Raw genomic sequence first — 14,859 nt, forward strand, 5'->3', positions numbered from 1 at the left:
CCCAAAGGTTACGATCCGGTAAGCGCAAGGACGGATCGGGGGGAAGATCATGACAATTCAGGACATCTATGTGCTGGGGGCGGCGCGCACGCCGATCGGGCGGGCTGATGGGGGCGCTGTCGGGGGTGGCCGCGGCCGATCTGGGCGGGGCGGCCATCGCCGCGGCACTGGCCCGCGCGGGCAGCCCGGCGGTCGATGCGCTGTTCATGGGCTGCGTCCTGCCCGCGGGCCAGGGCCAGGCCCCGGCGCGGCAGGCGGGCTTTGCCGGGGGGCTGGGCCAGGAGGTGCCCGCCACCACGCTGAACAAGATGTGCGGATCGGGGATGCAGGCGGTGATGATGGCATCGGACGCCATCCGCGCGGGCAGCGCCGGGATCGTCGTCGCGGGAGGCATGGAGAGCATGTCGAACGCCCCCTACCTGCTGCCCAAGATGCGCGCGGGCGCCGGTTGGGCCATGCGCAGGCGCTGGACCACATGTTCCTGGACGGGCTGGAGGATGCCTATGACAAGGGTCGCCTGATGGGCACCTTCGCCGAGGATTGCGCGTCGGAATTCGCCTTTACCCGCCAGGCGCAGGACGAATACGCCCTGACCAGCCTGACTCGCGCGCAGGAGGCCATCGCCAGCGGTGCATTCGCCACCGAGATCGCCCCCGTCACCGTGCCCGCCCGCGGCAAGGTCACCATCGTCGATACCGACGAACAGCCCGGGCTGGCCCGCCCCGACAAGATCCCGCTGCTGAAACCCGCGTTCCGCGACGGGGGCACGGTGACGGCGGCCAACAGCTCATCCATCTCGGACGGGGCGGCGGCGCTGGTGCTGGGCGGTGGGGCACAGGGCGCCATCGCGCGCATCTTGGGCCATGCCAGCCACGCCCAGGCCCCCGGCCAATTCCCCACCGCCCCGGTGCCCGCCGCCGAAAAGCTGCTGGCGCGGATCGGGTGGGACAAGGACAGCGTCGATCTGTGGGAGGTGAACGAGGCGTTTGCCGTCGTGCCGATGGCGTTCATGGCGCGGATGGGCCTGTCTCATGACCGCGTCAACGTGCATGGCGGCGCCTGCGCCCTGGGCCATCCGATCGGCGCGTCCGGGGCGCGGATCATCGTCACGCTGATCCATGCGCTGCAGGCGCGCGGGCTGCGCCGGGGCGTGGCCGCGATCTGCATCGGCGGCGGCGAGGGCACCGCGCTGGCGGTCGAGCTGTGCTGATCTGCCCGCCAAAGCGGCAGGCTGCCACGCTCGCGCACAGCGGCGCCCCCGCCGCGACGCCAAGCTGCGGAACCATTGGGCAAATCCGGCGGTTCTGCTGTGGACTTACCGGAACCGGGCGCGGATCATCGATCCAAGCAAAGACCCGGAAAACAATGCGTCAGCCAGTGGGGGAGTGATGAGTTACTATAACGAGATGTTCGAGGGCGACAGCGTCCGCGACCCCTATGCCCGCCTGCGGGAATGGGTCGAGACGATGCCTGACGATTTCCGCCAGATGAAGCAGGCCGAGGCCGAGGCGCTGTTCCGCCGCATCGGCATCACCTTCGCCGTCTATGGCGAGGGTGGCGATCCGGACCGGCTGATCCCCTTTGACATGATGCCCCGCGTGTTCGAGCAGGCCGAATGGCGCCGCCTGGAACGCGGCATCAAGCAGCGCGCCCGCGCGTTGAACGCGTTCCTGCGCGACGTCTATGGCCGCGGAGAGATCATCCGCGCCGGCCGCATTCCGGGTCGCCTGGTCTATCAGAACGAGGCCTTCGAGAAATCGGTGGTGGGCTTTGTCCCCCCGCGCGGCGTCTATTCCCACATCATCGGCATCGACCTGGTCCGCACCGCCAAGGACGAGTTCTATGTCCTTGAGGACAACTGCCGCACGCCGTCGGGCGTCAGCTACATGCTGGAAAACCGCGAGATCATGATGCGCATGTTCCCGCAGCTGTTCCGCGGCAACCGGATCGAGCCTGTGGACCAGTATCCCGACCTGCTGCGCCGCACGCTGGAATCGGTGGCACCCGCAAAATGCAACGACCGGCCAACCTGCGTGATCCTGACGCCGGGCCATTACAACAGCGCCTATTACGAACACAGCTTCCTGGCCAACCTGATGGGGGTCGAGCTGGTCGAGGGGCAGGATCTGTTCGTGGACGGCGAATTCTGCTATATGCGGACGACCACCGGGCCCAAGCGCGTCGACGTGATCTATCGCCGGATCGACGATCCGTACCTTGATCCGCTGTGCTTCCGTCCCGATTCGATGCTGGGCATTCCGGGGCTGATGGACGTGTACCGCTCGGGCGGCGTGTCGATCTGTTCGGCACCGGGCGCGGGCGTGGCGGACGACAAGGCGATCTATACCTTTGTCCCCGAGATGATCCGGTTCTATCTGGGAGAGGAGCCGATCCTGAACAACGTCCAGACCTGGACGCTGTGGAAGGACGATGACTATCGCTATGTGATGGAGCATCTGCCCGAACTGGTCGTCAAGGAGGTCCACGGATCGGGCGGCTATGGCATGCTGGTCGGCCCCAAGTCGACCAAGGAAGAGATCGAGGTGTTCCGCGCCAAGATCCAGGCCAATCCGTCGAACTATATCGCCCAGCCCACGCTGGCGCTGTCGACCTGCCCGACCTTCGTGAACGAGGGCATCGCGCCGCGCCACGTTGACCTGCGCCCCTATTGCCTGTGCGGCGACCGGATCGAGCTGGTGCCGGGCGGGCTGACCCGCGTCGCGCTGCGCGAGGGGTCGCTGGTGGTGAATTCGTCGCAGGGCGGGGGTGTCAAGGACACCTGGGTGCTGTCGGAATGAGGGGACGTAACACGATGCTCAGCCGCACCGCCTCGAACCTGTTCTGGATGGGCCGCCATCTGGAACGCGCCGAAACCGCCGCGCGCCTGCTGGACGTGGGACAGCGCATCACGCTGCTGCCCAACACCGAGGCCGGGTATCAGAACGAATGGAACTCGCTGCTGCAGGCATCGGGCAGTTCGGACCTGTTCGCGCAGAAATACGGAGAGATCACCCAGGAGAACATCGAGGAGTTCATCTTCTTCGACCGCGCCAACCCGTCATCGGTGGCCAGCTGCCTGGAAAAGGCGCGCGAGGCCGGGCGCATCGTGCGCACCGCGCTGACCAGCCAGGTCTGGGACGCTCTGAACGTGGCGTTTCAGGAACTGCGCCGGATCGAACGCCAGCCGCGGTCGAAACTGGACACGGCCGGGCTGACCGATTTCACCACCGGCCACACCTCGACCGTGCGCGGCGCGATCAACGCGACGCAGCTTCGGAACGACGGCTGGCATTTCATGAACCTGGGATATGGGCTGGAGCGCGCCGACGCGACCGCCCGCCTGCTGGACGTCAAGTATTTCGTCCTGCTGCCGCGGATCGAGTTCGTGGGATCGGGCCTGGACACCTATCAGTGGCAGGTGATCCTGCGGGCGCTGTCGGCGCACCGGGCCTATCACTGGGCCTATGGCGGCGACATCACCGCCGGTCAGGTGGCCGATTTCCTGATCCTGAACGGCGAAAGCCCCCGCGCGTTGATCACGTCGCTCTACGAGACCGTGTGGCACCTTGAGGGTCTGGCGCGCCGTTACGGCGACGGGGTGCCGACCAGCGCCCGCGACAAGGCGCGCGAGGTGCTGACCGCCCTGCAGGCCCGCGACATCGAGATGATTTTCGACGAGGGGCTGCACGAGTTCCTCAGCTGGTTCATCCAGGAACTGTCCGAGATTTCCAACCTGGTCCACCAGGATTACCTGCTTGGAGGGGTGTGAACGATGCGTCTGAAAATCTCTCACGAGACGGTCTATCGCTATGGCCAGCCGATCCGGAACCTGGTGCAAAGCCTGCGCCTGACGCCGTCCGTGTTCGAGGGGCAGAAGACCCACGAATGGCAGATCGACGTGTCGGGTGGCGTCAAGGGTCCGGGTTTCCGCGACGGTGCCGGCGACTGGATCGAGGGCTGGACCGTGCGCGGTCCGGTCGATCATGTCACCGTGCGCATCACGGGGCGCATCGACACCCGCGACATGGCGGGCGTGCTGCGCGGTCACCGCGAGATGATCCACCCGCTGACCTATCTGCGCGACAGCCCCGCGACCCGCCCCGACGATGCGCTGCGCGCGCTGGCCCAGTCCGTCACCGGCAGCGACCCGCTGGACCTGGCGCATCAGCTGTCGGCATCGGTCAGCGACCGCATCGCCTTTCGTCCCGGCGTGACCCATACCGGCACCACCGCATCCCAGGCCCTGGCCTTGGGAGAGGGGGTCTGTCAGGACCATACCCATGCCCTGACCGCCATCGCCCGCCTGCGCGGGCTGCCCGCGCGCTATGTGTCGGGCTATCTGCATTCGACCATCGATGGTCAGGCCCATGACGCCGCCCATGCCTGGGCCGAGATCCAGGTCGAGGGCCTGGGCTGGATCGGTTTCGACGCCGCCAACCGCTGCTGCCCGGACGAACGCTATGTCCGGCTTGGGTCCGGTCTGGACGCGGCCGATGCGGCCCCGATCCGGGGCGTGGCCATGGGCACCGGGTCCGAGGACATGGATGTCAGCGTCCGGGTCGAGGAGATGGCCCAGTAGGGACCGGGGGCAAGCCCCCCGGTCCGCCCACCGTCACAGCGTGATGCGATAGCGGGCAAAGCCGTCGGGCGCATCGCCCGCGGGTTCGATGGTCAGGGCGGTCACCTCCTGCAGATAGGCCGCGGCCCCCGGCCCGGTGTCGAACAGCACCGTGGCCCCGTCCAGCGCTGCGAACGACCAGTTGCCGTCCGCCGACGGGTTGATCGTCCCCTGATCCAGGATATAGCGCACGATCACGTCACGGTTGGTGTCCGGCCCTTCGAACACCACGGTGGTGCCGTCCGCGCCGGGGAAAGACCCGCCCCCGGTGGCACGATAGTTGTTGGTGGCGATGATGAACTCCGCCGCCGGATCGATGGGCTGCCCGTCGATGGCCAGATCGACGATGCGGTTCGCGTCCGGGTTCGCCACCGCCCCGTCGGCATCGAACCGCGACGGCTGCGACAGGTCGATCCCATAGGTGACCCCGTCGATCACGTCGAAATTGTAGCTGCGGAAATCGGGGTTCAGCAGCGGCTGGTCCGCCTGCCCCGGTTCGATCTGGTTGAAGGCCCCGGCGCTGCGCTCCAGCCAGTCCTTGACCTGCGCGCCGGTCACCCGCACGGCGCGGATGGTGTTGGGATACAGATACAGGTCGGCCACGTTGCGGATGGCGATGTCGCCCGGCGGCACGTCGGTGAAATAGTCCGGGCCGCCCCGCCCGCCCGCCTTGAAGGGCGCGGCCGCCGACAGGATCGGCAGCCCCTCGTGTTCGGTCCCGGCCAGCATCTGCGCGATGTACCAGCTTTGCGCGTTCGACACGATCTGGACCGACGGATCGTCGGCCACCATCGCGAAATAGCTGTACAGCGCCGCGCTGGTCTGACCCACGGGGCGGCGGACATAGTCCAGCGTCTGCTGGTGTTCGGCGGCGGTCGCCTCCTCGATGGCGGGCACGCTTTCGACCCGCGGGGTCACCACGCCCTCGTCGTCGCGCTGATAGATCGGGCGCGCCTCGACCTGGTGGCTGACGATGGTCCAGCCGTCGCCCTGCCGTTCCAGCAGCAGATCGATCAGCCCCATATGCGACCCCCAGAACCCGGCCATCACCGCGGGCTTGCCGCCGATCGTGCCGGCCGTGGCGTCCACGCCCTCCACGCCCTCGTAGTCGGGACCGGGAAAGACCGAATGCGAATGCCCGGTCAGGATCACGTCGATGCCGTCGACGGCGGCCAGCGGGATGGCCGCGTTCTCCATCCCCGGTTGGGCCGTCTGGCCGCCGATGCCGCAATGGGCCAGCGCCACTACCAGATCGACCCCTTCGGCTCGCAGCCTGGGCACCCAAGCCTCGGCCGCCTCGACGATGTCGCGGACGGTGACCTGCCCCTCCAGATGGGCGCGGTCCCATTGCATGATCTGCGGCGGCACAAACCCGATGATGCCGATGCGGATCGGATGGACCGCGCCCGCCCCGTCGGTCAGGTCGCGGTCGATCACCGCATAGGGCGGCACCAGGGTCCGGTCCTGGTCCGGGGTGGCGCCGGCCTCGGTCACCACGTTGGCGCAGACGACGGGATAGCCCGCGCCCGCCAGGCTGGCGCCCAGAAACTCCAGCCCATAGTTGAATTCGTGGTTGCCCAACGATCCGCCGTCAAAGCCCAGGGCGTTCATCCCCTGGATCACCGGGTGGGTCGCGTCCCCCTCCATCCCGCGCTCGTATGCAATGAAATCGCCCATCGGGTTGCCCTGCAGGAAATCGCCGTTGTCGAACAGCACGGCATTCGTGGCCTCGGCGCGGACGGCGCCGACCAGGGCCGCGGTCCGCGCCAGGCCCAGGGTGTCGGTCGCCGTGTCCGCGTAATAGTCGTAGGGCCAGACATGCGCGTGCAGGTCCGTCGTCTCCATGATGCGCAGATGCGCCTGCCCCGCCTCGGCCCGCGCGGAATAGGGGTGCAGTGCGACAAGCGTCAGGCCGGCCACCCCCGATGTCAGGAATCCGCGGCGGCTGAGGGCAAGAGGATGGGTCATCATGTTCGTCCTTGGGTGGTGGAACCTGCACGATGTGCAATTTGGCGCGCCAAGGCGACCCAAAGTTTCATGACACGACCCGCAAACGAGCGATTGCAGCCCCCGCCACCCGGTCCTAGTCTGCCCTGCGGATTGCAACGGAAAGATGGACCGGTGACCTACTGCGTCGGACTGAAACTGGATGCCGGGCTTGTGCTGCTGTCGGATACCCGAACGAATGCCGGGCTGGACAACATATCCTGCTATCGCAAGATGTTCTTCTTTGAGGCGCCGGGCGAACGCATCATCGCGATCATGACCGCCGGGTCGCTGTCGGTCACCCAGACCACCATCGCCCGCCTGGAGGAGGCGATCGAGGACGAGCTGGCTGACGACACGACCTCGATCCTCAAGGCACCGACGATGCTGCGCGTGGCCACGATCATCGGCGACACCCTGTGCCGCACCCGGCGCGAGATCGCCGAGCAGTGCCGCGACCTGAAACAGCAGGCATCCGCCAGCATGATCGTCGCGGGACAGCGCAAGGGCGGCGACATGCGCCTGTTCCTGATCTATCCCGAGGGCAATTTCATCGAGGCGACCGAGGACACGCCCTTCCTGCAGATCGGCGAGCACAAGTACGGCAAGCCGATCCTGGACCGCGTGGTCACCCCCGCCACCAGCCTGTCGGACGCGCAAAAGGCCGTACTGCTGTCGATGGACAGCACGTTGCGGTCGAACCTGTCGGTCGGCATGCCGCTGGACCTGGCGGTGATCGAGACCGACGCCTGCGCGGTGACCGCCCGGCGCCGCATCCTGGACGGCGACCCCGATTTCGCGCAGATGAGCGCCGCCTGGTCCGCCGCCCTGCGCGACAGCTTCGTCAAGGTCACGATCTGAGGCGCCAGGGGCCCCGCGGCCCATGCGCGTTGAAGCGGCACTGCCAACCCGCTAAGCAGTGCGCATATCATCTTCGGGGGATCCCATGACCGACAAGACCAGCCGCACCCGCATCACCCCCGAAGAGGCGCTGGCCTATCACCTGGAGCCGCGTCCGGGCAAATACGACATCACGCCCTCGACCCCCATGACCACGCAACGCGACCTGTCGCTGGCCTATTCGCCGGGCGTCGCGGTGCCGGTGCAGGCCATCGCGGACCGGCCGGAGCTGGCCTATGATTACACCACCAAGGGCAACATGGTCGCGGTGATCTCGAACGGGACGGCGATCCTGGGGATGGGCAACCTGGGCGCGCTGGCCTCCAAGCCGGTGATGGAGGGCAAGGCAGTGCTGTTCAAGCGGTTCGCCGACGTGAACGCCATCGACCTGGAGCTGGACACCGAGGACGCGGACGAATTCATCAATGCCGTCAAGCTGATGGGCCCGACCTTCGGGGGCATCAACCTGGAGGACATCAAGGCGCCGGAATGTTTCATCATCGAACAGCGCCTGAAGGAGCTGATGGACATTCCGGTGTTCCACGACGACCAGCACGGCACCGCCGTCATCTGCGCCGCGGGCCTTCTGAACGCGCTGGAGCTGTCGGGGAAAAAAATCGAGGATGTGCGCATCGTCCTGAACGGCGCGGGGGCCGCCGGCATCGCCTGTCTTGAGCTGCTGAAGTCGATGGGCGCGCGGCATGACAACTGCATCATGTGCGACACCAAGGGCGTCATCTATCAGGGCCGCACCGAGGGCATGAACCAGTGGAAGTCGGCCCATGCGGTCGTCACCACCGCCCGCACGCTGGAGGAGGCCATGAAGGGCGCCGACGTCTTCCTGGGCGTCAGCGCCAAGGGCGCCGTGACCCAGGACATGGTCGCCAGCATGGCCGACAACCCGGTGATCTTCGCGATGGCGAACCCCGACCCGGAAATCACGCCCGAGGATGCCCATGCCGTCCGCCCCGACGCGATCGTGGCCACCGGGCGCAGCGATTATCCGAACCAGGTGAACAACGTCCTAGGCTTTCCCTACCTGTTCCGCGGCGCGCTGGACATCCACGCCCGCGCCATCAACGACGAGATGAAGATCGCCTGCGCCGAGGCCCTGGCGAAACTGGCGCGCGAGGATGTCCCTGACGAGGTCGCCGTCGCCTATGGCCGCAAGCTGCAGTTCGGGCGCGACTACATCATCCCGACGCCCTTCGATCCGCGGCTGATCCACGTGATCCCGCCCGCCGTGGCCCGCGCCGGGATGGACACGGGCGTCGCGCGCCGTCCGATCATCGACATGGACGGCTATGTCCAGACGCTGAAGAACCGGATGGACCCGACGGCCGCGATCCTGCAGGGCATCCACGCCCGCGCGCGCCAGGCCCAGGCCCGGATGATCTTTGCCGAGGGCGATGATCCGCGCGTCCTGCGCGCCGCCGTCGCCTGGCAGCGGACCGGCATGGGTCAGTCCCTGGTCGTGGGCCGCGAGGCCGAGGTCAAGGCAGAGCTGGAGGCCCTGGGCATGGGCGACGCCTTCCGCGAGATCAGCGTCGTGAACGCCGCCAACACCCGGCATTTGGACAGCTATCACGAGTTCCTGTACCAGCGCCTGCAGCGCAAGGGCGTCGACCGCGAGGATGCGTTCAAGCTGGCCAACCGCGACCGTCACATCTTTGCAGCCCTGATGCTGGCCCATGGGCATGGCGACGGTCTGGTGACCGGGGCCACGCGCAAGAACGCGCCGGTGCTGGCGCAGATCGGCCAGGTGTTTGACGTGCGCCCGCAGGACGGGGCGGTGGGCATCACCGCCGTGCTGCACCGGGGGCGGATCGTGCTGATCGGCGACACGCTGGTCCATGAATGGCCCGAGGCCGAGGATCTGGCCGACATCGCGACCCGCGGCGCCGCCGTCGCCCGCAACCTGGGGCTGGAGCCGCGCGTGGCCTTCCTGTCGTTTTCGAACTTCGGCTATCCGGTCAGCGAACGCGCCATCAAGATGGCCCAGGCCGCCACGGTCCTGGACACGCGCGGCGTCGATTTCGAATACGAGGGAGAGATGACCGTGGACGTGGCCCTGAACATGGATGCCGCCGCACGTTATCCCTTCAGCCGCCTGACGGCGCCCGCGAACGTGCTGGTCGTGCCCGCCCGGCATTCGGCGTCGATTTCCGTCAAGCTGATGCAGGAGATGGCGGGCGCGACCGTGATCGGTCCGATCCTGACTGGGGTCGCGAAACCGATCCAGATCTGTTCGACGAACTCGACCGTCAGCGACATCCTGAACATGGCCGCCATCGCCGCGGGCGGGGTGGGCGCGCGGGGCTGAGCCGTCAGGGCGCCCGGTCGAACTGACGCTGGCGGTCGCGGAACCGGGCGCGGTCGGCGTCGGTGTATTCGTCGGCGCAGCGGTGGCAGCTGACGCCGTCCTCATATTCGGGACGGGCGCGGTCTTCGGGGGCCAGGGGGCGGCGGCAGGCGTGGCACAGCCCGTGCCGCCCCTGCGCCAGCCCATGCGTCAGGCTGACCCGCTGATCGAAGACGAAACATTCGCCCTGCCAGGCGCTGTCGGCCTCGGGGACCTCCTCAAGGTATTTCAGGATGCCGCCCTGCAGGTGATAGACCTGACCCACGCCCTGCGAGATCAGGTAGTTGGTCGATTTCTCGCAGCGGATGCCGCCAGTGCAGAACATCGCGATGCGCTTGCCCTCGAACCGGTGGGCATTCTCCTGCCACCAGGCCGGAAAGTCGCGAAAGCTGCTGGTCGCGGGGTCGATGGCGCCCCGGAAGGTGCCGATCTGAACCTCGTAATCGTTGCGCGTGTCGATCACGGCCACGTCGGGGGCGGCGATCAGCGCGTTCCAGTCGCGCGGCGCCACGTAATGGCCGGTGGTCGTGGCCGGGTCCATGTCGGGCTGGCCCATGGTCACGATCTCGGCCTTGAGCCGGACCTTCATGCGGGCAAAGGGGGGCGTGTCGGCGGCGCTTTCCTTCCAGTCCAGCGCGGCGAAACCGGGCCAGGCGCGGATGTGGTCCAGCACCGTCAGGATGCCGGCGCGCGGCCCCGCGATGGTACCGTTCACCCCTTCGGGCGCCAGCAGCAGCGTGCCGCACAGGCCCTGGTCACGGCACAGGTCCAGCAACGGCCCCTGTCGGGCGGTCGGATCGGCCAGGCGGGCAAAGTGGTACAGTGCGGCGACTGTCAGAGAGGTTTGGGGCAACATGGGCGTGGCCTTATCGCGGCCACGCCCCTTGGCGCAAGATCAGAACGCAGACCCTAGAAGGTCAGGCCCAGGGCCAGACCGCCCAGCAGATAGGTCAGGCCGGTGATCAGCAGGATGCCCACGACGTTCAGGACGAACCCGCCCTTGGCCATCTGCGCGATGGTCACGGTGCCGGTGCCGAACACGATGGCGTTGGGCGGCGTGCCCACCGGCAGCATGAACGCACAGGTCGCGGCCAGCGCCGCCGGGATCAGCAGAGTCATCGCATCGGCCCCGATGCCCAGGGCGACACCGCCCAGGATCGGGATGAAGGTCGCGGCGGTGGCGGTGTTCGACGTGATCTCGGTCAGGAACAGGATGATCGTGACCACCGCGCCCACCAGCAGGATCGTGGGCAACCCGCCCAGACCCGTGACCTGCTGGCCGAACCAGCCGTCAAGGCCGGACGACGCCACGGCCGATGCCAGCGACAGGCCGCCACCGAACAGCAGCAGCACGCCCCAGGGCAGGCCGGCTTCGGCGTCCTTCCAGTCCAGGACCATCTTGTCGCGCCCCTTGCCGGGCAGCAGGAACATGGCCAGGCCCGCGCCGATGGCGATGGCCGTGTCGTCCAGGTTGCCCAGCCACGGGGCCGCGGCCTCGATCGCGGGGATCGAGGTCAGCAGGCCCGGCACGATCCACAGGAACGCCGCGCCCAGGAACACCGCCAGGACCATCTTCTCTCCCTGGCTCAGGGCGCCCAGGTCGCGAACCTGATCCTCGATCATCTGCTTGCCGCCGGGGATCTCCGGCAGGTCGAAACGGTACAGAACGCGGGTCATCAGGAACCACGCGATGAAGATGAAGATGAAGGCCAGCGGGGTGCCCAGCACCATCCATTCCAGGAAGCCGATGTTGCGGCCCAATTCGTCCGAGGCATAGCCCGCGACGATGGCGTTGGGCGGGCTGCCCAGCAGCGTGCCCAGGCCCCCCATCGACGCGGCCCATGCGATCGACAGCACCAGGCAGACGCCGAAGGCGCTGATGTTGGGATCCTTGACGACATCGGTGATGGTGCCGCCGGCCTTCATCGCATCCTCGGCGGCGGCGCCGTCCTGGCGCGATCCGCGTTCGACCACCAGGGACAGGACCGACAGGCCGATGGGCAGCATCATCAGCGTGGTGGCGGTGTTGGACACCCACATCGACAGAAAGCCGGTGGCCAGCATCATGCCCAGCACGATGCGCCGCGGCGCCACGCCCACCTTGCGCAACGTCAGCAGCGCGATGCGGGTGTGCAGGTGCCATTTCTCCATCGCGATGGCGATCAGGAAGCCGCCCAGGAACAGGAACACGATCGAGCTGGCATAGGGCTGGGTCGCCTGGCCGACGGTGGTTTCCGTCAGCGCCGGGATCAGCACGATGGGCAGCAGGGCCGTGGCCGACAGCGGGATCGCCTCGGTCATCCACCAGATCGCCATCAGCGTGCCGACCGCGGCGACGATGCGCGCATCCTCGGACAGGCCCTCCTGCCCGCCCAGCAGCAGCCAGACGATGCCGGCCATCACCAGCCCCAAAGCCCGCAGACCCCAGATCAACTGAGGCGAGCGCGTCGGAACCTCGTTCTCGTCATATTTGGCGGGGTGATGCAGATCGTCCTGTATACCCATCGTGGCCTCCCTATTCGTTCAACATATTCTTGCGGTTAAGTTATGACAAAACCAGATCGGCGACCACCCTTGACGGCCGCCACCGTCCGGCGGTCTAGTGGCGCGAACCCGAACCCAAGGCGGACCGGATGACCCAAGCCCTGATCGTCATCGACATGCAGCGCGATTTCTGCCCCGGCGGCCTGCTGGCCGTGGCCGGAGGCGACCAGGTCGTGGGGCCGATCAATGCGATGATGCGCGAGGCAGAGGCGGTGATCCTGACGCAGGACTGGCACCCGGCGGACCATGCCAGCTTTGCCGACAACCACCCCGGCGCCGCGGCCTTTTCGGTGACGCAGATGCCCTATGGCCCGCAGGTCCTGTGGCCCGCGCATTGCGTGATCGGCACGCCGGGGGCGGCCTTCCACCCCGATCTGGAGGTCGACCGGGCCGACCTGATCCTGCGCAAGGGGTTCCGGGCCGGCATCGACAGCTATTCCGCGTTCTTCGAGAATGACCGCACGACCGCCACAGGCCTGTCCGGTTATCTGCGCGACCGGGGCATCACTGACCTGACCTTTGCCGGGCTGGCCCATGATTTCTGCGTCGCATGGAGCGCGATGGACGCCGCCCGCCTTGGCTTCAACGCCCGCGTGGTCGAGGGTGCCTGCCGCGCCATCGACCTGGACGGCAGCCTGGCCGCGGCACGCGACGGCATGACCCGCGCGGGGGTCACGCTGGCCTGAGGGTTGCGCCGCCCCGCGGATCAAGGCACCAAGGGTGAAATGGTCAAGGAAACAGCGTCATGGCCGACATCGCCACGCGGGTCTACAATCACAAATGGAAGATCGACCCGATCGTCCGGTCGCTGATCGACACCGATTTCTACAAGCTGCTGATGTGCCAGTCGGTGTTCCGCAACAGCCCGGACACGACCGTCACGTTCAGCCTGATCAACCGCAGCAAGGACGTGCGCCTGGCCGACCTGATCGACGAGGGCGAACTGCGCGAACAGCTGGACCATGTGCGATCCCTGTCGCTGACGCGCGGAGAGAGCACCTGGCTGCGCGGCAACACCTTCTATGGCAAACGCCAGATGTTCCGCCCCGATTTCATGGAGTTCCTGGAGGGGCTGCGCCTGCCCGCCTATCATCTGGACAAGCGCGACGGCCAGTACGAGCTGACCTTCGAGGGCCCATGGCCCCAGGTCATGCTGTGGGAGATCCCGGCCCTGTCGATCCTGATGGAGCTGCGGTCCCGCGCGGTCCTGAAGGACATGGGACGGTTCGAGCTGCAGGTTCTGTACGCGCGCGCCATGACGCGGCTGTGGGAAAAGATCCAGGCCATGCGCGCCCTGCCCGACCTGCGCATCGCCGATTTCGGCACGCGCCGGCGGCACAGCTTCCTGTGGCAGGACTGGGCCGTGCAGGCGATGATCGAGGGGTTGGGCGACCGGTTCACCGGCACCTCGAACTGCCTGATCGCGCAGCGCCGCGACATAGAGGCGATCGGCACCAACGCGCATGAACTGCCGATGGTGCGCGCGGCCCTGGCCGATGGCGACGCCGCCCTGCGCCAGGCGCCATACGACGTTCTGGCCGACTGGCACGAAGAGCATGACGGCAACCTGCGCATCATCCTGCCCGACACCTACGGCACCGAAGGGTTCCTGGCGGGCGCGCCCGACTGGCTGGCGGGCTGGACCGGCATCCGCATCGACAGCGGCGATCCGGCGACCGGTGCGGAAGCCGCGATCCGCTGGTGGCAGTCGCGCGGAGAGGACCCGCGCGGCAAGCTGATCATCTTTTCCGACGGGCTGGACGTGGACAAGATCGTGGCCCTGCACCGGCAGTTCCACGGTCGCGTCAAGGTCAGCTTTGGCTGGGGCACGCTGCTGACCAACGATTTCCGCGGGCTGGTGCCGGGCGACGGGCTGGCGCCCTTCAGCCTGGTCTGCAAGGCGGTGGCCGCCGACGGGCGTCCGACCGTCAAGCTGTCGGACAACCCCGCCAAGGCCACCGGCCCCGCGGCCGAGATCGACCGCTACAAGCGCGTCTTCGGGGTGGGTGTCCAGCAGGCGCTGAGGGTCACGGTCTAGACCCCGGTCACCCACAGCACCAGCAGGCAGGCCAGCGCGCCAAGCGATGCCGTGATGGGCAGCGTCACCAGCCAGGCGGCGGTGATGGTCACGACATGGCTGCGCCGCACCAGGATGCGGCGGCGCGTCTCGTCCGCGGGCAGGGCCTCGGACCGACTGCCGCGGCGACGGTCCAGCCATTCGCGCGCAAAGCCCACGCCGAAGATGCCGCCGACCGCCACATGCGTGGTCGACACCGGCAGCCCCAGGGCCGATGCGCCCAGCACCGTCACCGCCGTGGCCAGCGACACGCAGAAGGCGCGCCCTGCATTCAGCTTGGTGATGCCGCTGCCCACCATGTGGACCAGGCGGCGCCCGAACAGCAGCGTGCCCGTGGCGATGGCCAGGCCCCCGCCCGCCAGCACCAGCACC

11 protein-coding genes and 1 pseudogene are annotated in these 14,859 nt (G+C 67.6%); 8 read left to right on the plus strand and 4 right to left on the minus strand.

Annotated features, from left to right (window positions below; translation table 11 throughout):
• Positions 1 to 55: 55 nt before the first annotated feature.
• The 4 genes and pseudogenes from TY51_RS04605 to TY51_RS04620 all read left to right on the plus strand — a co-directional run bounded on the left by TY51_RS04605 (position 56) and on the right by TY51_RS04620 (position 4,579).
• Positions 56 to 1,210 (plus strand): annotated as a pseudogene (locus TY51_RS04605) (acetyl-CoA C-acyltransferase).
• A 178-nt stretch (positions 1,211 to 1,388) separates the two neighbouring features.
• The gene (locus TY51_RS04610; protein WP_042246485.1) at positions 1,389 to 2,798 is read left to right on the plus strand and encodes a circularly permuted type 2 ATP-grasp protein; all 1,410 of its coding nucleotides are present in this window, start codon (positions 1,389 to 1,391) and stop codon (positions 2,796 to 2,798) included.
• Positions 2,799 to 2,812: 14 nt separating this feature from the next.
• Positions 2,813 to 3,769, plus strand: coding sequence for an alpha-E domain-containing protein (locus TY51_RS04615; protein ID WP_042246487.1), 957 nt, complete (start codon positions 2,813 to 2,815; stop codon positions 3,767 to 3,769).
• Positions 3,770 to 3,772: 3 nt separating this feature from the next.
• The gene (locus tag TY51_RS04620) at positions 3,773 to 4,579 is read left to right on the plus strand and encodes a transglutaminase family protein (protein ID WP_042246490.1); all 807 of its coding nucleotides are present in this window, start codon (positions 3,773 to 3,775) and stop codon (positions 4,577 to 4,579) included.
• Positions 4,580 to 4,612: 33 nt separating this feature from the next.
• Here the strand turns inward: TY51_RS04620 and TY51_RS04625 are convergent, their stop codons facing one another.
• Positions 4,613 to 6,586, minus strand: a complete 1,974-nt coding sequence (locus TY51_RS04625) for a bifunctional 2',3'-cyclic-nucleotide 2'-phosphodiesterase/3'-nucleotidase (protein ID WP_042246509.1) — start codon at positions 6,584 to 6,586, stop codon at positions 4,613 to 4,615.
• 153 nt (positions 6,587 to 6,739) lie between these two features.
• Here TY51_RS04625 and TY51_RS04630 point away from each other — a divergent pair, with 153 nt between their 5' ends.
• Both TY51_RS04630 and TY51_RS04635 read left to right on the plus strand, forming a co-directional pair.
• Positions 6,740 to 7,465, plus strand: a complete 726-nt coding sequence (locus TY51_RS04630) for a proteasome-type protease (RefSeq protein WP_042246493.1) — start codon at positions 6,740 to 6,742, stop codon at positions 7,463 to 7,465.
• A gap of 85 nt (positions 7,466 to 7,550) precedes the next feature.
• Positions 7,551 to 9,827, plus strand: coding sequence for an NADP-dependent malic enzyme (locus TY51_RS04635; RefSeq protein WP_042246495.1), 2,277 nt, complete (start codon positions 7,551 to 7,553; stop codon positions 9,825 to 9,827).
• A 4-nt stretch (positions 9,828 to 9,831) separates the two neighbouring features.
• Here the strand turns inward: TY51_RS04635 and TY51_RS04640 are convergent, their stop codons facing one another.
• Entirely contained in the window at positions 9,832 to 10,722 is an 891-nt protein-coding gene (locus tag TY51_RS04640; RefSeq protein ID WP_042246498.1) for a rhodanese-related sulfurtransferase, read from the minus strand.
• A gap of 53 nt (positions 10,723 to 10,775) precedes the next feature.
• Positions 10,776 to 12,371 carry an SLC13 family permease gene (locus TY51_RS04645; protein ID WP_042246501.1) on the minus strand — a complete coding sequence of 532 codons (1,596 nt, stop codon included), beginning with the start codon at positions 12,369 to 12,371 and terminating at the stop codon, positions 10,776 to 10,778.
• A gap of 128 nt (positions 12,372 to 12,499) precedes the next feature.
• Between TY51_RS04645 and pncA the strand changes: the two genes are divergently transcribed.
• Entirely contained in the window at positions 12,500 to 13,096 is a 597-nt protein-coding gene (gene pncA / locus TY51_RS04650) for a bifunctional nicotinamidase/pyrazinamidase (protein ID WP_042246503.1), read from the plus strand.
• A gap of 59 nt (positions 13,097 to 13,155) precedes the next feature.
• Positions 13,156 to 14,448: a nicotinate phosphoribosyltransferase gene (gene pncB, locus TY51_RS04655; RefSeq protein ID WP_042246505.1), complete on the plus strand. Its 1,293-nt coding sequence runs from the start codon at positions 13,156 to 13,158 to the stop codon at positions 14,446 to 14,448.
• Here the strand turns inward: pncB and TY51_RS04660 are convergent.
• The coding region (locus TY51_RS04660; protein WP_197054641.1) for an inorganic phosphate transporter at positions 14,445 to 14,859 on the minus strand (415 nt) is incomplete at its 5' end. The genes pncB and TY51_RS04660 overlap by 4 nt on opposite strands.

Source organism: Paracoccus sp. PAMC 22219 (genome assembly GCF_000787695.1).
Classification (GTDB): domain Bacteria; phylum Pseudomonadota; class Alphaproteobacteria; order Rhodobacterales; family Rhodobacteraceae; genus Paracoccus.

Coding starts and splice junctions, on each gene's coding strand:
- TY51_RS04635 (WP_042246495.1), top strand. CDS start 7,551: ATGACCGACAAGACCAGCCGCACCCGCATCACCCCCGAAGAGGCGCTG.
- pncB (WP_042246505.1), top strand. CDS start 13,156: ATGGCCGACATCGCCACGCGGGTCTACAATCACAAATGGAAGATCGAC.
- TY51_RS04645 (WP_042246501.1), bottom strand. CDS start 12,371: ATGGGTATACAGGACGATCTGCATCACCCCGCCAAATATGACGAGAAC.
- TY51_RS04640 (WP_042246498.1), bottom strand. CDS start 10,722: ATGTTGCCCCAAACCTCTCTGACAGTCGCCGCACTGTACCACTTTGCC.
- TY51_RS04610 (WP_042246485.1), top strand. CDS start 1,389: ATGAGTTACTATAACGAGATGTTCGAGGGCGACAGCGTCCGCGACCCC.
- TY51_RS04615 (WP_042246487.1), top strand. CDS start 2,813: ATGCTCAGCCGCACCGCCTCGAACCTGTTCTGGATGGGCCGCCATCTG.
- TY51_RS04625 (WP_042246509.1), bottom strand. CDS start 6,586: ATGACCCATCCTCTTGCCCTCAGCCGCCGCGGATTCCTGACATCGGGG.
- pncA (WP_042246503.1), top strand. CDS start 12,500: ATGACCCAAGCCCTGATCGTCATCGACATGCAGCGCGATTTCTGCCCC.
- TY51_RS04620 (WP_042246490.1), top strand. CDS start 3,773: ATGCGTCTGAAAATCTCTCACGAGACGGTCTATCGCTATGGCCAGCCG.